Annotated in this window: 22 protein-coding genes and 1 tRNA gene; 6 read left to right on the top strand and 17 right to left on the bottom strand. The window is 63.3% G+C overall.

Going from position 1 to position 21,175, the window contains the following annotated elements; translation table 11 throughout:
* Positions 1-30 precede the first annotated feature (30 nt).
* From BLR13_RS33370 to BLR13_RS33350, 5 genes are read right to left on the bottom strand one after another with little or no spacing between them, the layout of a single operon-like run.
* A complete protein-coding gene (locus BLR13_RS33370; RefSeq protein WP_074814651.1) occupies positions 31-906 on the bottom strand; it encodes an intradiol ring-cleavage dioxygenase in 876 nt (291 codons plus the stop codon).
* 15 nt (positions 907-921) lie between these two features.
* Entirely contained in the window at positions 922-1,824 is a 903-nt protein-coding gene (locus BLR13_RS33365) for an NAD(P)-dependent oxidoreductase (RefSeq protein WP_074814654.1), read from the bottom strand.
* A gap of 20 nt (positions 1,825-1,844) precedes the next feature.
* On the bottom strand, positions 1,845-3,218 hold the full coding sequence (locus BLR13_RS33360; protein ID WP_074830790.1) for an amidohydrolase family protein: 1,374 nt from the start codon (positions 3,216-3,218) through the stop codon (positions 1,845-1,847).
* Positions 3,219-3,223: 5 nt separating this feature from the next.
* Positions 3,224-4,303 carry a maleylacetate reductase gene (locus tag BLR13_RS33355; protein ID WP_074814658.1) on the bottom strand — a complete coding sequence of 360 codons (1,080 nt, stop codon included), beginning with the start codon at positions 4,301-4,303 and terminating at the stop codon, positions 3,224-3,226.
* Positions 4,300-4,623 (bottom strand): Dabb family protein, encoded by a 324-nt coding sequence (locus BLR13_RS33350; RefSeq protein WP_074814661.1) that lies wholly within the window; start codon positions 4,621-4,623, stop codon positions 4,300-4,302. Before BLR13_RS33350 ends, BLR13_RS33355 begins: the two co-directional genes overlap by 4 nt.
* A 106-nt stretch (positions 4,624-4,729) precedes the next feature.
* Here BLR13_RS33350 and BLR13_RS33345 point away from each other — a divergent pair, with 106 nt between their 5' ends.
* Entirely contained in the window at positions 4,730-5,653 is a 924-nt protein-coding gene (locus BLR13_RS33345; RefSeq protein ID WP_074814664.1) for a LysR family transcriptional regulator, read from the top strand.
* Between the two features lie 106 nt (positions 5,654-5,759).
* On the opposite strand, the gene BLR13_RS33340 is transcribed toward BLR13_RS33345, so the two are convergent.
* Complete coding sequence (locus tag BLR13_RS33340) at positions 5,760-6,482, bottom strand: hypothetical protein (protein ID WP_143039575.1); 723 nt, start codon at positions 6,480-6,482, stop codon at positions 5,760-5,762.
* 101 nt (positions 6,483-6,583) lie between these two features.
* Positions 6,584-7,528 (bottom strand): alpha/beta hydrolase, encoded by a 945-nt coding sequence (locus tag BLR13_RS33335; RefSeq protein WP_074814672.1) that lies wholly within the window; start codon positions 7,526-7,528, stop codon positions 6,584-6,586.
* Positions 7,529-7,699: 171 nt separating this feature from the next.
* On the opposite strand from BLR13_RS33335, the gene BLR13_RS33330 reads away from it, so the two are divergent.
* The 3 genes from BLR13_RS33330 (at position 7,700) to BLR13_RS33320 (ending at position 9,292) form a co-directional block, all read left to right on the top strand.
* Positions 7,700-8,434: a TetR/AcrR family transcriptional regulator gene (locus BLR13_RS33330; protein WP_079587410.1), complete on the top strand. Its 735-nt coding sequence runs from the start codon at positions 7,700-7,702 to the stop codon at positions 8,432-8,434.
* 336 nt (positions 8,435-8,770) lie between these two features.
* Positions 8,771-8,847: transfer RNA gene (locus tag BLR13_RS33325), tRNA-Arg, on the top strand.
* Between the two features lie 49 nt (positions 8,848-8,896).
* Complete coding sequence (locus BLR13_RS33320) at positions 8,897-9,292, top strand: hypothetical protein (protein ID WP_074814677.1); 396 nt, start codon at positions 8,897-8,899, stop codon at positions 9,290-9,292.
* Between the two features lie 15 nt (positions 9,293-9,307).
* On the opposite strand, the gene BLR13_RS33315 is transcribed toward BLR13_RS33320, so the two are convergent.
* Both BLR13_RS33315 and BLR13_RS42035 read right to left on the bottom strand, forming a co-directional pair.
* Entirely contained in the window at positions 9,308-9,757 is a 450-nt protein-coding gene (locus BLR13_RS33315) for a hypothetical protein (protein WP_074814679.1), read from the bottom strand.
* Between the two features lie 118 nt (positions 9,758-9,875).
* Positions 9,876-10,445: a hypothetical protein gene (locus tag BLR13_RS42035; RefSeq protein WP_244524985.1), complete on the bottom strand. Its 570-nt coding sequence runs from the start codon at positions 10,443-10,445 to the stop codon at positions 9,876-9,878.
* Positions 10,446-10,763: 318 nt separating this feature from the next.
* On the opposite strand from BLR13_RS42035, the gene BLR13_RS33305 reads away from it, so the two are divergent.
* Complete coding sequence (locus BLR13_RS33305) at positions 10,764-11,159, top strand: VOC family protein (protein ID WP_074814680.1); 396 nt, start codon at positions 10,764-10,766, stop codon at positions 11,157-11,159.
* Between the two features lie 96 nt (positions 11,160-11,255).
* Here the strand turns inward: BLR13_RS33305 and BLR13_RS33300 are convergent, their stop codons facing one another.
* Positions 11,256-11,705, bottom strand: a complete 450-nt coding sequence (locus BLR13_RS33300; RefSeq protein ID WP_433994241.1) for a hypothetical protein — start codon at positions 11,703-11,705, stop codon at positions 11,256-11,258.
* Between the two features lie 237 nt (positions 11,706-11,942).
* Between BLR13_RS33300 and BLR13_RS33295 the strand changes: the two genes are divergently transcribed.
* A complete protein-coding gene (locus BLR13_RS33295; protein ID WP_074814682.1) occupies positions 11,943-12,293 on the top strand; it encodes a GrlR family regulatory protein in 351 nt (116 codons plus the stop codon).
* 76 nt (positions 12,294-12,369) lie between these two features.
* On the opposite strand, the gene BLR13_RS33290 is transcribed toward BLR13_RS33295, so the two are convergent.
* From BLR13_RS33290 to BLR13_RS33260, 7 genes are all read right to left on the bottom strand, one after another.
* Positions 12,370-15,051 carry a PAS domain S-box protein gene (locus BLR13_RS33290; protein ID WP_074830799.1) on the bottom strand — a complete coding sequence of 894 codons (2,682 nt, stop codon included), beginning with the start codon at positions 15,049-15,051 and terminating at the stop codon, positions 12,370-12,372.
* Between the two features lie 220 nt (positions 15,052-15,271).
* Positions 15,272-16,249: a Bug family tripartite tricarboxylate transporter substrate binding protein gene (locus BLR13_RS33285; RefSeq protein WP_157793750.1), complete on the bottom strand. Its 978-nt coding sequence runs from the start codon at positions 16,247-16,249 to the stop codon at positions 15,272-15,274.
* 176 nt (positions 16,250-16,425) lie between these two features.
* Complete coding sequence (locus tag BLR13_RS33280; protein WP_074814687.1) at positions 16,426-17,346, bottom strand: DMT family transporter; 921 nt, start codon at positions 17,344-17,346, stop codon at positions 16,426-16,428.
* A gap of 55 nt (positions 17,347-17,401) precedes the next feature.
* On the bottom strand, positions 17,402-18,202 hold the full coding sequence (locus BLR13_RS33275) for an NUDIX hydrolase (RefSeq protein WP_074814689.1): 801 nt from the start codon (positions 18,200-18,202) through the stop codon (positions 17,402-17,404).
* Between the two features lie 18 nt (positions 18,203-18,220).
* Entirely contained in the window at positions 18,221-19,177 is a 957-nt protein-coding gene (locus BLR13_RS33270; RefSeq protein WP_074814691.1) for a dihydrodipicolinate synthase family protein, read from the bottom strand.
* A 65-nt stretch (positions 19,178-19,242) separates the two neighbouring features.
* A complete protein-coding gene (locus BLR13_RS33265) occupies positions 19,243-20,121 on the bottom strand; it encodes an SDR family oxidoreductase (RefSeq protein ID WP_074814694.1) in 879 nt (292 codons plus the stop codon).
* A 120-nt stretch (positions 20,122-20,241) separates the two neighbouring features.
* Positions 20,242-21,102, bottom strand: coding sequence for a MaoC/PaaZ C-terminal domain-containing protein (locus BLR13_RS33260; RefSeq protein WP_074814697.1), 861 nt, complete (start codon positions 21,100-21,102; stop codon positions 20,242-20,244).
* Positions 21,103-21,175: the final 73 nt, after the last annotated feature.

Here is a 21,175-nt window from a genome sequence, read left to right as displayed (position 1 = left end):
GTCCGTTTCGCCATCTTCGGCTCAGGCTGCCTACGCGCTGCTCGCTACTTGCTTCAGACCAAAATCATAGTTGAGATGGAAATACTTTGCGTCCATCACGCGTCCATCCGGCGCGCGACCGGGCGGGCAGCGCGCGAAATCTCGGATCAGGCTGTCCTTGACGCCGAAAACCACGTCGGAGTCGAGATATTCATCGCCGGCTACGAACACGTGCGTCACGAGCTGCTCGAAACCGGGAGCCGAGATCATGAAGTGCACGTGTGCAGGTCGCCAGGGATGACGCCCCTGCGCTTCCAGCATGTCGCCGACCGGCCCGTCATGCGGAATCGGGTAGGCCGCCGGCTTAATCGACCAGAAATGGAAACGGCCATTGGTGTCGGTGCGAAACCGCGCGCGCATCGCCAGATCGCCGATGTCGTCGAGCTGCTGCACGTCGTAATAGCCATCATTGTCGGAATGCCAGACGTCGACCACGGCGCCCGCGAGCGGTCGCCCATCGACGGTCGAAACCGAGCCGGTGACGATCATGGGATCGCCCTCCATCGAGCCGGAGATGTCGTCGCCGTTCTGTTTCTCGGGAGCGGCCTGGACGAAAAACGGACCGAGCACAGTCGTTTCGGTCGCGCCTTCCGGCACCGGATGATTGATCGCGTCGACCAGCATGGACACGCCGAGCGTATCCGACAGCAGGATGAACTCCTGGCGCTTGTCGTCGCACATGTGTCCGGTGCGGGTCAGGAAGTCGATGCCGTATTCCCATTCCGTCTGGGTCGGGCGGATCTCGCGCACGAAGGCGTGGAGGTGCCGGACCAGCGCCTCGCTGACTTGCTTGACGCGCGGATCGGTTGTGCCGGCGATGCGTTCGAGCGCTGCATCGGTAATCGTGTTTTCGTTGAAGTTACGCAATTGTGCCTCCCTCGATCACAGTTTGGGCTCGCCAAGGCCGGACAGCCGTTCAAGATGCTTGACGGTTGCGATGAAGTCAGTCTCGCCGTCGCCCTGCGCGACCAGCGCGCCGTAGGTTTCGCGCACCTGCGCGGCAAGCTGCAGCGGCACGCCGACGGCATGGCCTGCACCGAGGATGAGGTCGAGGTCCTTTGCCATCTGTTTGCAGGAGAACGACGACTCGAAATCGCGGGTTCGAAGCGGCGCGGTCTTGTACTTCACCATGGGCGAAGCGATCGCGCTGTCGTCCAGCACCTTCAAAATGTCCTGCCAGCCGATGCCGCCCTTGCGTGCCAGAGCGAGGCTTTCGGCCATCATCGCGGCCGAGACCGCGATCATCAGATTGACCGCGAGTTTTGCGTAGCGCGCTTCCTCGCTCGGCCCGAGATAGGTCTGCGCGCGCGTGAAGGCAGAGAATAGCGGCTTGGCGCTGTCGAAGGCGTCCTTCGGGCCGGAGACGAAGCAGGACAGCGCGCCCGTATGGACGATGCTGGCATTTCCGGACACTGGCGCACGCAGGTAAGCGAGACCGCGCGCCTGTGCGGCCGTGGCGACCTCGGCAGAGGCCTCCGCGCTGACGGTGCTGGTCTCGATCAGGACGGCCTTCGGCGCCATCGCATCAATTAGGCCGGTCGGGCCCAGCATGACTGCGCGCAAGGCCGCATCATCCGGCAAGGACGTCATCACGGCGGCCTTGCCGCTCACGGCTTCGAAAGGCGAGGCCGCACTAGAAATGCCTTGCGCGCGCGCTTCAGCAAGTCGCGTGGCGCTCTGGTCGAAGGCGGTGACGGCGAAGCCGGCCTTGGCAACCAGTACTGCCATCGGCAGGCCCATCTTGCCGATTCCGATAAAGGCGACGTTTTTGGAAGCTTCTGTCATTCAAGTTGTCCATTGGCGCCTCAGGCGGCGCGTTCCTGTCGTTCGATGTCCTGCACCAGCCGCCGGCCGGATTGCGCCAGCAGCTCCTTCTTGTGATCCAGCCCGTCAACCAGCAGCCGGCCGTTCCGCTTCTTCCAGCTGCCGCCGATCATGACAGCCTCGATATTGGCGAGGCTGGTCTGCATCACGACGGTGGCGACGGGATCGTGCACCGGAAAGAGATTGAGGTCGGACGCATTGATGATGACGAGATCGGCCAGCTTCCCCGGCGTGAGCGAGCCGATCTGATCCTCGCGGCCGAGCATGCGCGCGCCCTCGGTCGTCACCCAGCGCAGCGCCTCGCGTACGGGGATTGTGGTCGTCGCCGGAATGGTTCCGCCGGTCTTGCGCGCCTCCGCATTGTCGAGCGCGCGCTGCATCGACAGCGCGACGCGTCCGGCCGAGAAGAGGTCGCCGGCCAGCACGGATTCGAGATCGATGCCGATCGTGGGACGAACGCCGCGCTGGAGCAGCCGCCCGGTGATCGGAAAGCCGTGGCCCTGGATCATCTCGTTCTCCGGCGTCACCGAGAACGACACGCCGAGATCGACGAGGCGCTGCAGGAGATCGTCTGGCAGGTCATTGCCATGGACAATGTTGACGCCCGGGCCGACGAGGCCGGCCTCGATCAGCTTCTCCCAACCGCCGAGTGTCTTTGCGGGGCCGCCGCCCTGATGCATCGATGCGATCAGGTTGAATTCCCGCGCCAGGCGGAAATCATGCATCGCGACATCCAGCGTCGAGTAATGCGGGCCGAGAATGGCAAGCCCAAGCGTGACGAGACCGTTCTGGTCGGCAAAGGGGCCTGCCAGCAACCGCTCCACCTCGCGGCGCGGGTGCGGCATCTCTGAGAAGTGCGGCTCGCCCGGCTTGGGCTCAGGCTTCGGCGAACCGTGGAAGAAGGCGGCGCGGATGCCGCTCTCGATCAGGCCGCGCACCGCGGCGTCGGTATGATCAGGTGTCGGATTGTTGTGGCACCAGTCGACCAGCGTGGTGACGCCGCTATTGATCTGGTTCAGCGCGCCGACCAGCGTCGCGATGTAGATGTCGTCGGGCCGGAAAACGGTCGCGAGCCCCGCATGCATGCGGCGGAAATATTCCGGGAGCGTCCAATTGGCGGCAAAGCCCCGTAACGCCGTCTGCCAGGTGTGCATATGGGCGTTGATCAAGCCGGGTATGACGATGCGTCCCTCACCGTCCAGGATCTCGGTCTCAATCGCGCCGCTGCCAAGGTCAATTTCCGGGCGCAGATCGACGATACGATTACCCTCCACCAGCAGATCACCGGCAACGAAATCGCCGAGCCCATCATCCATGCTGATGATCGTCGCGGATTTGATGAGGGTTCGCCGCATGTCGATCAGGCCGCCGCTTTTGTCGTGACCGGCGGATCGCCGGCCCATGCGCGGGCGATCAGGTCGCGGATGGCGTTGCGCTCGAGCGGACGCGGATTCCAGTAGGCATTGGTCACGGCGAGGTCGGCCGCCTTGTCAATGCCTGCTTCGGGCATGCCGATGTCGCGCAGCGCCAGTTTTGCGCCGAGCCGCTTGGCGAGATCATAGAGACCTTGCGCCGCATCCGCGGTGCCGGTCGCGCGCGAGATCCGCGCCATCGCTTCAGGCACCGTTGGCGCGTTGTAGGTCAGCGCATGCGGCAGCACGATGGTGTGCGTCTCGGCATGCGGGAGATCAAACGTGCCGCCGAGCGTGTGGCAGAGCTTGTGATGCAGCGCCATGCCGACGGTCCCAAGGCACACGCCGCACAGCCAAGCGCCGTAGAGCGCTTCGCTGCGGGCCGCCCGATCCTCAGGCTTGGCGGCAATCGCGGGCAGTGCGCCGGCGAGTGCCCGGATGCCTTCCTCGGCCATGAGCGAGATTACGGGATTGGTGTCGCGGGCGTAGAGCGCCTCCACCGCATGCGCGATCGCGTTGATGCCGGAGGTGGCGGCTAATCCCGCGGGCAGCGTCAGCGTCAGGTCGACGTCGTAGATCACCGTCTCCGGTAGCACCGCCGGGTCGCGTACCGTGGTCTTGAGCCCGGCCTTTGTTTCGCCGAGGATCGGCGTCATCTCCGAGCCGGCATAGGTGGTGGGAATGCAGAGCTGATTGATGCCAGTGCGTAAGGCCAACGCCTTGCCGAGACCCGTTGTGGATCCGCCGCCAAGCGATACGACGCAGTCAGCCTCGTATGACTTCATCGCCGTAAGCGCCTGCTCGGTCACCTCGACCGGCGTATGCATAGTGGCTCCGGAGAAGATTCCCGCATAGAGCGGGCCGAGTGCCGCGCCGAGGTGCTTACCTTGCGCCTCCTGCTGCGGCGTCGTCAGCACCAGCGCGCGCTTACCGCCGAACCGTTCGATTTCCGCCTTGGCCACACTAAGCGTCCCGCTGCCGAACACGACACGGCAAGGCAGATTTTCAAAGGTGAACGAACCGATCATGCGCCGGTCTCTTTGATGGGATAATCGACCTGAAAACGGCCAATCCGCAAGTCGCCAAGCTCCTCCCGCACGCGCAGATGTTCCGGATGGGTCGCATAGGCCTTTAGGGCAGCGCTGTCGGTAAATTCCGAGACCAGAACCACGTCGCAGGCGTAATCGACATCGCTGACGTCGACGCCGACTTCCATGCAAGTGAGACCGTCGATCCGCCCCCTGAGGCCCTCGAAGAGGGTCTTGACCTTTGTCCGGGCCGCAGCTTGCTCTGCGGGCGTTTCTCCGCGCAGCCTCCACATCACGATGTGCTTGATCGGACCCGACATTTCCTTGATTTCCTCGCCTGTCGCTTACTTGTTGGGCGTATTTTGTCTTGCGCCACGCGGAAATAAAGAACAAACTTTGTAAGTCTCTTTTCCGATTTGAGCAACAATGGACCGACTGCTGCAGCTTGAGGTTTTCTCCAAGACGGCCGAACTCGGCAGTCTCTCCAGGGCCGCCGAGACATTGCGAATGTCGAACGCGGCAGCGAGCCGTCACCTCAGTGCCTTGGAGGAGCGGCTTGCGGTCCGCCTGATCGAGCGCAACACGCGCCGGCAATGGCTGACGGAAGCAGGGCAGGAGTTTCTGCAGCGTTGCAGCACGCTGCTGAACGAACTCGCGGAAGCCGAGGACGCGGTGAGCGACCGCGCGCTGTCGCCGAAGGGTATGCTGCGCGTCACGAGTTCGCTGTCGTTCGCGATGATCTACATAGCGCCGATGCTGCCCGCGTTTCGCGCGCTCTATCCAAACCTCGGCGTTCAGATCATCGCCGCCAACCGCTATCCCGATTTCATCGAGGCTGGCATCGACGTCGCCATCCGTACGAGGGAGCAGGAGCCGGACTCCAACATCATCGTCCGACGCATCGGCCAGATGCGACGCGTGCTGGCGGCAGCCCCGTCCTATCTTGCGAGCCACGGCCGGCCGGAACATCCAGCCGACCTCGCGCGCCACGACATGCTTATCTACAACCTCGCAAACGATCCCTACTCGCTGCGGCTCAGCAAGGGCAGCGCGACGCAGATTGTCCGTATCGCGCCGACGCTCGACAGCAATGACGGCCAAGTGATCCGCGGCGCCGCTCTCGGGGGCCTCGGCATCCTGATTCAGCCGCTCTACATCGTGCATAACGACATTTCGGCCGGCAACCTCGTGCCCGTACTGATGGACTGGGAGCTGCCGCTGCTCGCGATGAACATCGCCTACCAGAACCGCGTCCGGCTGCCGGCCAAAATCAGGGTCTTCACGGATTTCTTGTTCAATCATATTCGCAAGAACTCGGATCCAGGAATTTGGATTGCGGCAAAGGAGTAGATAGCGCAAACGAAGTGAGCCGATTGGCCACGAGGAAATCCCTTTGCCATTGCGCGCCGGCGACGTGCGCTTGCTTTCCAACGCCTCCGGCCTCGCACTGCATCGCTCATGAGGCACTAGCCGTTTCGATCCAATTGGAAAACTCAGCTGCCAAATGCCAGCGATGTTCCGCAATCATATATGGGAGGACCATCACGGGGAATTCGACGCTCAATTTCGCTCGGAATCCCTCTCCTTCTTGTCTGAACTGATGGCAAACACCACCGACACTGACGCCATCCTTGAGTCTCGCCGTGCCGACGATTCGAAAAGGACACGTCGGGTCGAGTGCAGTTTGGATGCCGCGGCTATCGGAATAGTCAATGACGAATTCTGAGGCGAAGGGCGCGCCTCCCGTCGTCTCCACGACAACCTGCTTCCCGTCGGAACCAGTTGCGATGATGTAGTGATCCGGACAGGCATCAAGCATCGGCGGTTCATCGCCTTGTCGCGTTCGCTCTCGAAACCACTCGCAAAATGCGTCGGCCGAACCGCGTCCAACGACGAGGTCGCAAGCGCTGAGTTTTCGCCGCCCGCCGGACAGTGTAGCCGTCAATCGCGCAATTCGCGCCGACCAACTCAGCTCCCGTCGCAAGGTTTCTCGAATGCCGCTATGGCCCAACGCCAGCTTGCGTGCGAGCAGCGCGCGTCGTCTCTCCAAACGGGACATATTGGAGCCGTCTACGGAAAGCTTACGCATCACCGCTGATGCGCGGCGATCTTCCCAAGTCTGAACTTCCTGGCGCGCGCGCGACTTGCCGGCGATGATTGCGTCGATCTTTGGAACCAAGTTCGTCTCCGACATCTTTCGCAACTGCCCGACCAGACCTGGAACTCAGCATGCATTACCGCCGCGCTGCCTTCGGAACGCGCGCGCTCCTCCGTCCGCTGTCAGGCGGCACGCGCCGCTGTGGCCTTCGATTTCTCGACCAGGTGTTTGCGGACGAACCTGGCGGCCGCGGCACCGGCGATCTGCAGATCAGTCTGTTGCGAGTAAAGGCTCATGTGCGAGACATGCGGGATCACGACCAGTTCTTTCTGCGACGACGGAATCGAATTGAACGCCTTGATCTCCAGATCCCACAGCGTGATTTCGTCGCCCTCTGCCACGACCATCATCACCGGTGTGTTGTAGATCCGTTCGGCGAACGGGAAGACGTTGTAGGACATCAGCATCTCGGTCGACGAGATCGTGCTCCAATGCTCATGGAGGGGCGCTTCCCGCTCCTTGATATCGTGGAAGATTTCGTGAATCAGCGCGAACGGCCAAGTCGAAAGCTCATCGGACGGCTTGAGCGACGACATCGGCATGCGCCCTCCGGCGTTGCCGTCTCGCGCGCGAGCAACCCGGTCCTCCATGATCAGCTTCTGAAGGTCGTTGAAGCGCGTCGACCCATGGACGCGACGCATGTTCTCATATCCGTCGACGACCGGAATATTCGAGATGACGCATTTGACGCGAGGGTCGGTGGCACCGACCGCCAGCACGTGACCGCCAGCGTACGAAATACCCCAGACGCCGATGCGGTCTGCATCAATCTCGGGAAGGCCGGACACGAACGTGACCGCGTTCTTGAAATCTTCGATCTGTCTGGCCGGGTCGATCAACTGACGGGGTTCACCCTCGCTCGCGCCCGAGTGCCGGTAGTCGAACATCAAGACGGCGGCGCCGGCGGCGACGATCGCCTTGGCGTAGTGCGGCATCACGATCTCTTTGACGTAACACCAGCCACCACCCATCACCACGGCCGGTACGGGGCCCCTCGCTGCATCCGGGAGAACGAGCGTTGCGCGTACCAGCGTTCCTTCACTTCGAAACTCGACTTCCCTTTTCACGGCTGATCCTCCCTAGGATTTATTTGAACATATGATCAATTATTTCTTCTTGATAAGTGAGTCAAGACTGATGGACATCCAAATCTGCTTGGGTATTATCCGGAGCAACCTGCAGAAATCGAACCCGCAATCGACTTGATCGATCGTTCAATTATTTCAATGGAATAGGCCGTGAAGAAGCCAGGCGGCGCCGCGTCCCGCAAGCGATCCACGCCGGAGCCCGCGCTTTCGGGCGCAATCCAGCGGCCAAGCGCCGACGGGACCCGGGAACGGATACTCGACGCGGCCGAGCGGGTGTTCGCCTACAAAGGCTATGATGGCACCGCGCTCCGCGACGTCGCCGCCGAGGCCGACGTTCAGCTCGCCAACATTGCGCATCATTTCGGACCGAAAGAGAGCTTGTTCGAGAAGGTTATCGAACGGCGTGCGGCGGTGATGGGCGAACTGCGCCTCAACGCTTTAGAGCGCTATCGGAACGACGCCCGCGGCGGACCGATCCCGCTGGAACTCTTGATCGAAGGATACGTTTGGCCGTTCATCGAGAGATCGAGCCGGCACGGCGAAGGTTGGAAGAACTATGCCCAACTTGTCGCGCGCCTGGCGAACTCTTTGCGATGGGGCCCCATCATCAGCAAGAATTACGACAGCGTAGCCGAAGAGTACATCAACGAACTGATCAGAACCCTGCCCCATGCTAGCGCGGTAGCCATCTACAACTGCTTCCACTTCACGGTGGGGACGATGCTGGTCGCATGTGCGGAAAGCGGACGCATTGAACGCCTTTCAAAGGGAAGCGTGCGCTCCCGCGATCTGGAGCGGATGTTCGATGACATGCTCCCGTTTCTGAAGGGCGGCTTCCTAGCAATTGCCGATGGTCGACACATTGGCTCGCCACCGCTCGGGTAGCGCGCCGACACTGGCCCGGATGCCCTTATTGAGCACGTCTTCAGGGCGCGTCGGAAATGGGTTGTCTGGTCTGGGGCGTTTGTCGATCATCGCGAATCACCTGCAATCCAATCTACGGGCGGCAGGCCTAAGATGTTCGGTGCTCTTTTCCCCATGCCAAGTGAATGCTAACACCCACACCGAAATGTCGCGTTCATGTCGCGTGGAGTTACCGGCAGTCGGGGACAGCCCTTGAAACTAAAGGGGAATTCTTTGCAACACACGCAACATGGAAAACCACAATCCACCGACCTTACTGTGATAAAAACTGAACTATATCAAATAGTTAAAACAAAAGCGCTCGTAGCTCAGCTGGATAGAGCATCGGATTTCGATTCCGAGGGTCGGGAGTTCGAATCTCTCCGAGCGCGCCATTTCGGTGGGGACCGATCCGGCGAACCACGCATTCGAGAGCGAACTGACATGAGAAAGATGATCCTGGCGCTGGCGATCCTGTATCCGGCCGCGGCGTTTGCCCAAGGCACCACCGCCCCGGCCACAACGGCCGGCCCGCCTCCGACGGTCGGCGACAAGCCGCTGGTACAGGTGGGGGCGAAGAAGCCTTCGGCTGCCAAGAAAGAGGCCGCCGGCAGGAAAGAGGCGCCCAAATCCATCGCCCAGAAGCTGCAGGCCTGTCAGGATATCGACGACGCCACCAAGGAACGCCTGCAGTGCTACGACGCCATCTTTACGCCGCAGCCCAAGCCGAAGGCGCCGGCCGCCAAGGGCGTCAATGAGTGCCGTTTCCAGAAAGAGGAAGACGAGCGGCTGACCTGCTATAATGGTTTTGCCGACAAGGTCCCGAAGCTGCCGCGCTAGCTCAGGCGGCGTACCTTACCAGGTGCTGCTCGGCCAGGTGCTGCTCGGGCCGCCGAAGAAGCCGAAATGCGACTGCTGCGCCAGCCGGATCGGCGGGTTGGCGTGGGTTCTGGCTACCTTGCGCTTGCGCTGGGCCTGCGGCTCGGGCTTTTTCACGTCCGCCGGTACGAACTGGGCAAAGGTGTTACGGACGCGGGCCTGCGCCGTGACGTCAACGGCAACGGGCGGCTGCGGCGCGACGGCAGTCCGGACTTTCGAGGCGGGCGGAACGATGGTCGGAAGGCTGGTGTCGTAGACCACCCGTTCCGGCAATTTCTGGTCGGAATGAATGCGAACCACGTTCCGGTCGATCGAGGGGGCGGCATGGCTGGCGACGACCGCCTGCGAAGGCACATAGACGTCGATCAGAAACAGCAGCGCCAGCAGCGCGCCGCCGACATACATGAAATATCGCGCCACGGGCATTTTTACTCGCTCCCCCACGCAACTACGCGGTTCAGTCGCTTAACAGACGACATAGCGATTAGTTCCGAAGGGAACGGCAAGGTTCAACGGCAGCGATCACATTTTCGGGTGCGGAGGGTCAGGTTCGGCTCGCCGTCACCAGCGAACATTTCGCCTTGTTTGCGTAAACATTAACGAACCCGACCAGCATGCCGGAATACCGCTTCCGGCTCTTCATGTTCACGGTATCGGGGATAACCCGCTTGCGGTCGGTCAGGTGGCTGCCATCGTGGCGGGCAAAAGCGCAGGCGATCTCGATATCCTTCACCGCATAGTCATTGCCGTTGCGGAGCGTGAACGTCATCAGCGCCTTCGAGCCGAGCCCGCCCCTTCGCCACGACTGCGAGGAGATCTTCAGGCCATCGACCGGCGGCTTCTCCGGCACGACCGTTTCCGCAGCGGTGATCTCCGGGGCTGCCTCGGTCGTTGCCGCGGGGTCGGCGTCGGTGGGAACGGTGGATGTCGCCGGGCCCGCAAGGGTGGCGTTGGTCGGCGTCACTGCGTCGTTCGGCCCGGAGGTATCCTGGGCGAGCCGGAAGACCGCGGTGGGTGCCGCCTCGGATTGGCTCTCGGCATCGCTTGGCCAGGGAAGCATCATCCAGGTAGCGCATCCGGCAATCGCAATCGCCGGCAGCACAATGAGCCGCACCTCGGCACTTCCGAATGACCGTCTGGCGATTCGCATTGCCGCGCCCTCATCCGGCGGCGACGGCGATTGCCGCGCCGCACATGAAAAAAAAGCCCTACGGGCGTTACACCGTACGGCTTCTTTCACGACTGCCGCTATACGGTTCCGCCGCTCGTTCTTTAACCACTCAGGGTGACGAAGGTTCCACGCCACCCCGACAATATTGCGGCGGCCATGCAGCGGTTCTGGGGATGGAATTGCAGATGCCCCGCCGCTAGATTGACGCCGAAGGCCGGGCTCCAGCACGGCAACAATAATCATCGAGGGGGGGAGACTGAGATGCCGACCGTCGGGCCAATAGTTACCTGGGACCATGTCCATTTGCGCAGTCCCGATCCCGAAGCGACCGCGGCCTGGCTGCACGATATTCTCGGCGGCGAAATCATTCGCGGCCCCGGTCGCATCGACGTCAAGCTCGGCGGCGCCAACATATTCATCGCTCCGGTCGGCGCCGGCGACGGCGTCAACTCACCGCCGGTAACGCCCTATCAGGGGCTCGACCACTTCGGCCTGGCGGTAAAGGACATCGACGCCGTCGCCGCCGAGATCAAGGCCAAGGGCGTCGAGTTCACGCGTGAACCGACCACGATCCGGCCGGGCGTACGCATCTGCTTCATCCGCGGGCCGCAGGGCATTTCGATCGAGCTGCTGGAGCGCGACAAGAAGTATGCGTGACGCGTGACGCGCCCGCCCGTGTCGCGTTACAGCCGCCACCGGTCAACACAACGTGCCGCCGGTGGCGGAGCATGACAGCTCCCGTGATCGCCGCCGCTACGTCATGCTGCCCGGCATGAAGCAGCGGATCGTCAGGCCGCCATAGCCGCGGATCGGCCAGACCATCGTGCGGCCGACCCGGTTGGGCTCGGTGATGACAGCTTCATCGGGCACGTCGACCCAAACGCCTTCGAGCCGTACGCGGTAATGCCCGTTGCCGGACTCCCAATCGACATCGCTGACCGCTGTGCCGTCGGCGTCGGAGCAACACGGCCCCTTCCCGCTTCTCAGACTGTCGAACCATTCTTTCAGCGGCGAGTTGGCGTAGCGGCCGTCGGGATCGCGGGCATGGCCGGGATACGTGGCCAGAGGCAACATCAGTACCGCAAAACCGATCAGCAGCGGCTTTTTGAAACGGCCCGCGCGATCGCGGCCCGTAGTTTCACGGAAGTTGTTTTCAGTGCATCGGCGCGCCATGTGGCCGCCGGATTTCATCCAGTTGGTCACCTGTTCTCTTGCTCCAGCACCCACCGGCCGGTGCCGCGAAAAGCTATGCATTTCACGGGCCAACTTGAGTCGGCCTCGATCGCCTGTCATGTCAGTGTCACACGACGGCGGCGGCGCGCTGGCCCTTTGCCTGCGAATCGGGCCTCGCCAGGTAACCGGCCGCGTTGACGTTGAGGGCTACGCTTTGGCATAACTGATTACCGGTTTCCGTGGCGCGGCGGCCGGCATTGGGACGTCATGAAGAACGGGCTGTATTCGATCCACGTCAACCTGCTGGATGGACGCTCCGGCAAGGGCAGCGGCGTGATTGTGTTCCGCGACGGCCAGATCCTCGGCGGCGATGCCTATCTGTTTTACACCGGCACCTACACCGTGAAGGGTGACACCTTCAAGGGCGAGGTGCTGGTGCAACGGCACACCTCTCCGCGCGACAACGACAACCCGCTGTTCGGCGGACCGGCTCCCGTGGGTATCGGCGTCTCCGGCACCTTCACCGACACGCGCGGCACCATGAACGGGACGGCGCTGGTCGGCAAGAACAGCCAGATCTTCGGCGCGACGCTGCACCGGCTGGCGGATACCAACTAGGCGCGGCCGCGATTGCCTGTTGTGCTATTCGTGATGACGGATCGGATTGCCCGATTCACGCGTCGGGCACGATCGTCTATTCCGCCGCCTGTTCGAGCGGCGCTGTGCGCGGCAGGATCATCCGGATCCGCGTGCCGCCACCCGGCTCGGAATCGAGATCGAGGCGGCCGCCGAGGCGGTTGGTGACGATGCTGTAGACGATGTGAAGCCCGAGCCCGGTGCCGCCCTGATCGCGCCTCGTGGTGAAGAACGGATCGAACGCGCGGCGGCGGACGTCGAGGCTCATGCCGATGCCGTTGTCGGAAAACAGGATCTCGACATTGTCCGTGCCGGACTCGCGTACCTGGATGTCGACCGTGCCTGGCTTGCCGTCCGGAAACGCATGCGCCACCGCGTTGAGGAACAGGTTGGTAAGCACCTGTCCGTAGGGGCCGGGATAGCTGTTCATCGTCAGGTTGGGCTGGCAATCGACGTTGAGCGTGAGATTGTGCTTGCGCAGGCCGGGCCGCAGCGACATCACCACCTGCTCAGTGAGATCGCCAAGGTCGAAGCTGCGCTGGTCGGAGTAGTTGCGATCGGCGGCGACCTGCTTGAACGACTGGATCAGTTCGGCGGCGCGGTTGAGATTGGCCACGAGCTGCGACGACGCATCGCGGCTGGTTTCCAGAAAATCGGTCAGGCTGGAGCGCCGCAATTCGCCGCGCGCGACCTCGGCGGTGAACATCGCGGTCTTGCGCTCCAGCGCGGAGGCCACCGTCAGGCTGATGCCGACGGGATTGTTGACCTCGTGGGCGACGCCCGCTACCAGCCGGCCGAGGGCGGCGAGCTTTTCAGCCTCGATCAGCGAATTCTGCGTTTCCCGCAAATTGCGCAATGCCGCTTCGGCGGAGTCCTTGGCCTTGCTCATCTCGAATTCGACGCGCTTGCGATCGCCGATATCGAGCGCGACGGTGACGATGTTTTCGATTTCGCCCGAGGTATCCAGGATCGGCAGCTTGTTGACCAGCCATTGCCGCATGTTGCCGGACGAATCCTTGTATTCCTCCTCGTAGAAGCCGAGCTCCCTGCCGCCTGCCAGCACCCGCTTGTCGTTCTCGTCGGTCTTCGCCGCCCCGTAGCGCGACATCAGGTCCTGCGTGGTGCGGCCGATCGCATCCTGGGGCTCGATGCCGAAAATGCCGGCCATATAGCGGTTCATCAGGACATATTGCAGCCGCTTGTCCTTGACGTTGATCACCGCGGGCACGGTGTCGATCACCATCTGCAGCAGACGGCGGCCTTCGGCAATCGCGTCTTCGGCGCGCTTCTGGTCGGTGATGTCGCGCACCGTACCTTCGTAGCGAACGATCTCGCCGGCCTCGTTGCGCACGGCGGTGGCGCTGTCGGAGAGCCAGAGCACCGTGCCGTCGCGCGCGCGCACCTGGTATTCGAACTCGCGGACGATGCCGTAGCGTTGCATCAGCCGCTCATATTTCGCCCGCGCTTCGCGGTGCACGTAGATCGTTTCCGCAATGTCACCGATGCCGCCGATCAGATCCTGTGGCGTGGCGTAACCCATCATCCGTGCCAGCGCCGGGTTGGCGTTGAGCAGCGCGCCGCCCGGCGTGGTGACATAGATTCCGTCCACCGACGCCTCGAACAGCTTGCGGTAGCTTTCCTCGGCAAGCCGCTGTTCGGCAAGCGCCCGCACCGCGGCCTCGCGCGCGGCATCGGCGTCGACCAGCGTCTGCCGGAATACCTCGGCGGCACGGGCAATGTCGCCGATCTCGTTGTCCAGGTCGGTCGCCGGGATCGCGGTGTTCTGCCCGCCGCCGGCCACCGCGCGGATCGAGGTTGCGATCGATGCCAGCGGGCGCACGGTGCGGCGAACGACCAAGAGTGCCGCGAACAATCCGATCAGCACGCCGGCGGTGCCGAGCACGATGCTCTGCCACTTCGCTTCCGTCAGCGTCCTGGCAAAATCGCGAGAGAGAATGTGGCCGCGGCGCGCGCTGACCTCGCGCAGCAGTTCGGTGACGCGCTGGATCAGGCGCCCCTCCGTGCCTAACACCTCCTTGTCGATATCGGATATCTGCCGTTCGCGGATCGATATGCCGATGATGGCCTCGGCATAGCCTGCGACGGCCATGCGCAGCTTCGGATCCGGAATCGTCATCGTGCGCATGGTCTGGGCCGCCGCTTCAGCGGCGGACGGATTATGCGCCAGCAGTGCCGAGGCGATCCGGCTCTGGGTCTGCGACAGCGTCGAGGCGATCACCGGGTCCGGACTCGCGGCGATCGCCGCATCGAACGCGTCGCGCAAGGGCGGCAGCGCCACGATCATTTCGGCCCGGCGATTGATCAGCGCGGAAATACGCTCGATCCCGCTGCGGTAGGTCGAAAGCCGCTCGGTGACGCCATCGATCATGTCCTGCTGCTCGGGCGCAAGCTCCAGCCGGGTTTTCTTCAGGACCTCGCTCAGCGAGGTCGCGGCTTCGCCAACCTGGACCGACTGGGTACCGGGGTCGGTGACGAAATCGCGCGCCGCGAGCCGCAATTCGTTCATGCGCCGATCGATGTCTTCGGCGAGATCGCCGACGCTCTGCAGCCGCTGCAGCTCGGCAAACGTCGCATCGATGTGGCGGATCGCGATGACGCTGGCGGCGGAGGTGATGATGATCACGGCCAACACCAGCATGAAACTGCCGAATGTCAGCTGGCCGATCGAAAGCGAGAACGATCGCGTCGTTGGCGAATTCGGCGGCGATTCATTAGTCATGTTATTGAGGCCGGGCTCCAATCGGTCGTAATATACGATGTATTTCGGGCTGTGGGGAACATGCCCGAACAGGTGGGGTGCCTGCCAAATTCACCGGGTTGTGTGAGGTCATCACCCCAAGGGTGAGGTCATCACCCCTGGCGTCATATTGTCGATGCCGGCTGCCTCAATCCGGGGATTCTTGCCCGTAAAGGGCAGCCGTGCCTGCCGGGACAGCGGCTCAATCGACGGTGATGCCGGCCTCCTTGACCACTTTGGCCCATACCGCGACGTCAGCCTTGATGATATCGGCAAAGGCCTGCCGCGGCGCGCTTTTGGCCTCGCAGCCGGCCACATCCAGCCTCTGCCGCACGTCCGCCGCAGCCAGGGCGGCCTCCAGTGCCTTGCTGATGCGTTCCACGATCGGCTCGGGCGTTGCCTTCGGCAGCACAATGCCGAACCACGGCGTCACCTGCGCCTCGGCAAAGCCCTGCTCGGCCATGGTCGGGACATCAGGGAAATACTTGGTGCGGCCGTCATTGATGGTGCCGATGATCCGAATCGAGCCGGACTGCACCTGCGCCAGCGCCTGGTTGGCGGACAGGAAGGTCGAGGAGATCAGCCCGCTTGCAATATCCGGTACCATCTGCGGATAGCCGCGATAGCCGATCCCGGTGACGTCGATCGCGGCCAGCCGCTTGAACAGCTCAAACCCGAGATGTCCGGTAGAACCCTTGCCGGGATGGCTGTAGTTCAGCGTACCCGGCTTTTCCTTGGCAAGCGCGACATATTCGGCGACCGTCTTCACCGGCAAACTCGTCGGCACGATGAAGAAGTTGGGCGCAACGCACACCTGTCCGACCGGAATGAAATCGCGCACCGGATCCCAGCGCAGCGTCGCATTCAAGGACGGGCTCGCGGTGAAGAAGGTCGTCACCAATAGCCACGTATAGCCATCGGGCGCCGAGCGCGCGACTTCCTCGGCCGCAATCGAGCCGTTGGCCCCGGACTTGGATTCGACGACGATCGTGCCCTTCCACTGCTCCTGCATGTTCTGCGCGATGATCCGCGCGAACACGTCGGTGACGCTGCCCGGCGAATAGGGAATGACGATACGGATCGGCCGGGTCGGGAAATTCTCCTGCGCATGTCCTACGCCCGAGGTGGCAAACAACCCGAGCAACGCGGCCGTCGTGGCGCCGATACGTCGAAATCTCATCGCAAGTTCCCTGCCCATCTCTTGTGCGGCGCTAAAGGCGCGCCCGGATTTGCCGGCAAGATGCCGGTAATCGCCTGTCACAGCAAGGCCAGGGGTTTTTCGTCACGCGAAACGACCGTGACACGGCCCGCGCGCTCGGAGGCAGAACTACGGCGGCGAAGGCGACTTAATTCGCATCAAGGCGAAACGCGGGCCGGCACCTTCCGTGGCGGGATCGTCATCGCGGCAACGCCGACGACGACGCAGGCAAGCCCGATCCATGCAGTCGCGCTCGGCCGCTCGCCGAGGAACACGACGCCGAGCCCGACGCCGATCGGCACCCGCAAATAGGCCTGCGCCGTGGTCCCGACCGAGCCCAGCGTCTGGATCAGGCGGAAATAGATCACGAAGGCGAGCGCGGTCGAAAACACGGCGAGAGCCAGCAGCGCCAGCAACGAATGGGTCGACGGCGTCAGCGTCCAGGGCTGCTCGAACACAAGGCTCAACGGAATCAGGATCGCAGCACCCGAGATCAGCGAGCCTGCCGCCGGCGCCATCGGGTCGAGACCCTTGAAGCCGCGGCCGAAGATCGCGGCGCCCGCGTAGCAGACCGCGGCCAGCAGCGTGACGATCTGCGCGGTCAGTTGCTCACCGAATCCGGACAGCGCCTGGACGCCGACGATCAGGCAGATGCCGGCCATCCCGGCGAGAACGCCGATCAGCTTTCGCGACGTCAGCGCCTCGTGGCGCGTGACGACGAGCGTCAGGAAAAACGTGAAGATCGGCGCCGTCGAATTCAGGATGGTGGCAAGCCCCGCATCCAGCGCGCGCTCGCCCCAGGCGACCATGGTCCAGGGGATGACGCTGTTCATGCAGGCCTGAAACAGGAAACGCCGCCAGGTCGCCAAATCGGTCGGCATCGTCACGCCAGGTGCGCGCATGATGATAAGCAACAGCAATCCGGCAATCGCGGTGCGGCCCGCGATGAAGGTGATCGGCGGGATCGTCGCCACCCCGATCCGGATAAAGGTGTAGGACGCGCCCCACAGCGTCGCCAGCGCCACGAGCAACGTGAGCTCGGTGGCGAGGTTGGGCGTTTTGGGATGGGTCTCTGTCATGCTTTCGAACTTACACGGCGAGACGATAAAATACTTCGCCGCGTGTCGAAGTGTGTCAGCCCAGCGCGCCGACCTCGAACACGTCGCCGTCGTAGCCGGCCTCGAGCGGAATCCTGAGCTGGCGGCCGCCGTCGTTCCTGGTCATGACCGGCATCACGGTGACGACCGGCTTCCCGCGACTGTCATCCAGCGCCGCCTTCACGCTTCCCTGCTTGCCGAGCTTGATCAGGTTGCGCGTGGTCGGGAACGGCAGCTTGAAGCGCCCGCTCTCGCCGCCTTCCAGCGCCTCGCGCGGCGAGACCCAGATCGAGTCGGTGGATTCCTTGCCGTCATGGGCGCCGACCTGTTCGGGCGGTGCGGCGGCGAGGAAGAACCAGGTGTCGAAACGCTTGGGCATGCCTTCCGGCGTGATCCAGTGCGCGTAGGGCACGAGTTCGTCGAGCGCGAGCACCATGCCGTTGTCGGTCAGCACCTTGAGGAAACTGATCTTGCCGTCGCAGAGGTCCGCGCGATGCGCGGCTTCGATCGCGCTCGCTGTCTTGGCATCGACCAACGCCTTCGATCCCTTCGGCCGCGCCAGCAAGATGCCGCTTTCCTCGAAGGTTTCGCGGATCGCGGCGATGCGGAAGCTCAGCGTCGCCTCGTCGAGCCCCTCGCCGCCCGAATAGAGCTGCGGGTTGGCGATGATCTCCTTGTCGCCCTTGTCGACGCTGCCGCCGGGAAACACCAGCGCGCCGGAATTGAAATCGATCTCGTAATGGCGAACCATCATGAAGACTTCGATTTCCTTGGCCGCCGCGCCGTCGCGCAGCAGCAGAATGGTCGATGCGGGACGCGGGGCGACGATCTCGGCCATATACTTGTTCCTTTGGTCCTAACCTGCCGCGCTGGATTGCGGCTGCAGGTTGGCGCGGCGGTCGACGCGCGCCACCCGCGACAGCAGGTAATCGACTTCGGCTTTCGCCGTGGCCGAGATGACGGCGCCCGGCTTGCGCTGCGCGCTGGAGGCGATCACGCCGCGCTTCTGCAGTACGTATTTGCGCACCGCCAGCCCCGCGCCAGGCTGCTGCTCGTAGCGGATCAGCGGCAGATGGGCGTCGAACAGATCGTGCGCGGCATCGCGCTTGCCGGCCTTCGACAGCTTGACGATATCGATCAGCAGTTCCGGGAAGGCGTAGCCGGTCATGGCGCCGTCGGCGCCGCGCTCCATTTCGAAGTCGAGGAACAGTCCGCCGTTGCCGACCAGGATGGACATCGGCTTCAGCGAGCCGTCCTTCTGGTAACCGCGCAGCGTCGAGATCTTCTCCAGGCCCGGCCAGTCCTCGTGCTTGAGCATCACGCAGGACGGCGAGTCCATCACGATCTTGCGGATCACCGCGGGCGTGAACACGACCGTCAGGGTCAGCGGGTAATCCTGCAGCACCCAGGGGATGTCGTCACCGATCGCTTCCTGCGCCTGCTTGAAGTACGAGACGATCTGGTCGTCGGTGCGCAGATGCGGCGGCGGCGCGATCATCACGCCGGCGGCGCCAGCGTCCATCGAGGCCTTGGCGAGCGAGCGCATGGTGGCAAATCCGGGCGCCGAGACGCCGACGATGATCTGCATGTTCTTGGCGCGTTTGACGAAGCGAACCGCTACCTGCTCGGCCTCCGCCGCATCCAGCTTCGGCGCCTCGCCGAGGATGCCGAGCACGGTGACGCCGTCGCAGCCGACTTCGGCGTAGAAGTCGGTCAGCCGGTCGATGGACTTTTCGTCGATGCGGCCGTCGTCATGGAACGGCGTCGGCGCGATCGCGAAGGTGCCTGCGGCCTGGGCGGTGAGCTTGTTCATGTGTGCCTCTCTATTTCGTCATTCCGGGGCGATGCAAAGCATCGAACCCGGAATGACAGATAGCGTCAAAACCGCCGCGCGCCCATCTTGATCTGCTCCTCGGAGAAGAAGATCTCTTTGGCATGGGTGACCACGTCCTGCGCCTTCCAGCCCTCGCCCGGGGGCTTCCAGCCTTCCATTTCCATCATCCGCATCTCGCGGACGCCGCGGGGACCGGAGACGCCAAGCGTCTTGCCGGTCTGGTCGCCCGACAAATCGCTGACCATGTATAGCACGGCGGGGGCGATGCCGTCGGGGCCGAGGGCGGCCTTGGGGTTCTCGATATAGCGCGGCAGGTCCGCGGTCATGCGGGTCAGTGCGCCCGGGGCCAGGGTCCAAATCCGGATGTTGTACTTGCGGCCTTCGATCGCCAGCACGTTCGACAGTCCCCAGATACCGCCCTTGGCGGCGCCGTAGTTGGTCTGGCCGAAATTGCCGATCAGGCCCGAGGTCGAGGACGTGTTGACGATGACGCCGCCGCCGTTCTCGCGCTGCCATTTGAACACCGGCATGGTGCAACAATAGGTTCCCTTGAGGTGAACCCGGATCACCTTGTCCCAGTTGGCTTCGCTGGACTTGGCGAAGGTCTCGTCCAGAAGAATGCCGGCGTTGTTCACCAGGATATCGGCACGGCCGAAATTCTTGATGGCGTCGTCGAATACCGACTGGCCGCCGGCGATGGTCGAGATGTCGGAACCGTTGGCAACCGCGCGGCCGCCGCCGGCCTTGATTGCATCGACCACCTTCTGCGCCATCGACTTGTCGCCGCCGGAGCCGTCGCGCGGTCCGCCGAGATCGTTGACCACGACCGCAGCGCCCTCGCGCGCGAACAATTTGGCGTAGGCCTCACCAAGCCCGCCGCCCGCACCGGTGATGATCGCAACCTTGCCGTCGAGTAATCCCATGGTGTTTCTCTCCCTCGTTGATTGCCGTCATTCCGGGGCAGCCCGCAGGGCTGAACCCGGAATCCAGAGGTTGTTGATCGAGATTCCGAGTTCGCGCTTCGCGCGCCCCCGAATGACAGTTCAGCCCAGCACCGTCCTGCCGCTCTTGATCACGGTGACGTTGCGCGACTTCACTTTGGCTTCGAACGAAACGACGTTGCCGTCCTTCCACAATTCCATCGTCACGGTCTCGCCGGGATAGACCGGCGAGGAGAACCGCGCCGCGTGCTGCCTGAAGGCGGACGAATCGTAATCGGCAAAGGTCTGCAGCACGCCGCGGCAGGTGATGCCGTAGGTGCACATGCCGTGCAGGATCGGGGCGGGAAAGCCGGCCTTCTTGGCAAAGCCGGGATCGCTATGCAGCGGGTTGCGGTCGCCGCACAGACGATAGACCAGCGCCTGGTCCGGGCGCGTCGTGATGTCGACGATCTTGTCGGGTGCGCGGGTCGGCACCTTGTGCGGCTCGGGCTGGCCTTCGGAAGGCCCGCCAAAGCCGCCATCGCCGCGCGCGAAACGCGAGGCCACCAACGTCGCAAGCTTCTCGCCCTTCTCGTCCTTCAGCACGGTCTGATGCCGGATCACCGCGCCCTTGTCCTTGCCCTTGTCGAACACGTCGAGCACGGTGGAATCGGCGGTGATGTGGGCGGCCGTTGCAAACGGCTTGTGGAAGGTGATGTCGCGCTCGCCGTCCACCACCATCACGCGGTTGAGATTCATTTCGCCGGGTCCGGCGCCCCAGGCGGCCACGGACGCGAACGTCGGCACCACCTTCAAGGGCCGCGGCGTGGCGACGGCCTCGTTGACGAAGGCGAGTTCCTTTTCGTCCATCGGGTCGGCGCCCATGCCGATACCGTAGGCATAGAGCATCACGTCGCGGTCGGTGTAGGCGTATTTCTGCCCGAGACTCTTCAGGGCCATCAGCTCATCGTACTTGATCGGCATGTTGTTTCTCTCCCGAATTTTTTTTCTCTCCTGTCATGCCCGCCACCCGGTCCGGCCTCTGGCCGGCCGGATG

Source organism: Bradyrhizobium ottawaense (assembly GCF_900099825.1).
In the GTDB taxonomy this organism is placed as follows: Bacteria; Pseudomonadota; Alphaproteobacteria; order Rhizobiales; family Xanthobacteraceae; genus Bradyrhizobium; species Bradyrhizobium ottawaense_A.
This window is presented reverse-complemented; position numbering and strand designations above follow the sequence as displayed.

Coding starts and splice junctions, on each gene's coding strand:
- BLR13_RS33365 (WP_074814654.1), bottom strand. CDS start 1,824: ATGACAGAAGCTTCCAAAAACGTCGCCTTTATCGGAATCGGCAAGATG.
- BLR13_RS33360 (WP_074830790.1), bottom strand. CDS start 3,218: ATGCGGCGAACCCTCATCAAATCCGCGACGATCATCAGCATGGATGAT.
- BLR13_RS33355 (WP_074814658.1), bottom strand. CDS start 4,303: ATGATCGGTTCGTTCACCTTTGAAAATCTGCCTTGCCGTGTCGTGTTC.
- BLR13_RS33350 (WP_074814661.1), bottom strand. CDS start 4,623: ATGTCGGGTCCGATCAAGCACATCGTGATGTGGAGGCTGCGCGGAGAA.
- BLR13_RS33345 (WP_074814664.1), top strand. CDS start 4,730: ATGGACCGACTGCTGCAGCTTGAGGTTTTCTCCAAGACGGCCGAACTC.
- BLR13_RS33320 (WP_074814677.1), top strand. CDS start 8,897: ATGAGAAAGATGATCCTGGCGCTGGCGATCCTGTATCCGGCCGCGGCG.
- BLR13_RS33315 (WP_074814679.1), bottom strand. CDS start 9,757: ATGCCCGTGGCGCGATATTTCATGTATGTCGGCGGCGCGCTGCTGGCG.
- BLR13_RS33305 (WP_074814680.1), top strand. CDS start 10,764: ATGCCGACCGTCGGGCCAATAGTTACCTGGGACCATGTCCATTTGCGC.
- BLR13_RS33295 (WP_074814682.1), top strand. CDS start 11,943: ATGAAGAACGGGCTGTATTCGATCCACGTCAACCTGCTGGATGGACGC.
- BLR13_RS33290 (WP_074830799.1), bottom strand. CDS start 15,051: ATGACTAATGAATCGCCGCCGAATTCGCCAACGACGCGATCGTTCTCG.
- BLR13_RS33285 (WP_157793750.1), bottom strand. CDS start 16,249: ATGAGATTTCGACGTATCGGCGCCACGACGGCCGCGTTGCTCGGGTTG.
- BLR13_RS33280 (WP_074814687.1), bottom strand. CDS start 17,346: ATGACAGAGACCCATCCCAAAACGCCCAACCTCGCCACCGAGCTCACG.
- BLR13_RS33275 (WP_074814689.1), bottom strand. CDS start 18,202: ATGGCCGAGATCGTCGCCCCGCGTCCCGCATCGACCATTCTGCTGCTG.
- BLR13_RS33270 (WP_074814691.1), bottom strand. CDS start 19,177: ATGAACAAGCTCACCGCCCAGGCCGCAGGCACCTTCGCGATCGCGCCG.
- BLR13_RS33265 (WP_074814694.1), bottom strand. CDS start 20,121: ATGGGATTACTCGACGGCAAGGTTGCGATCATCACCGGTGCGGGCGGC.
- BLR13_RS33260 (WP_074814697.1), bottom strand. CDS start 21,102: ATGCCGATCAAGTACGATGAGCTGATGGCCCTGAAGAGTCTCGGGCAG.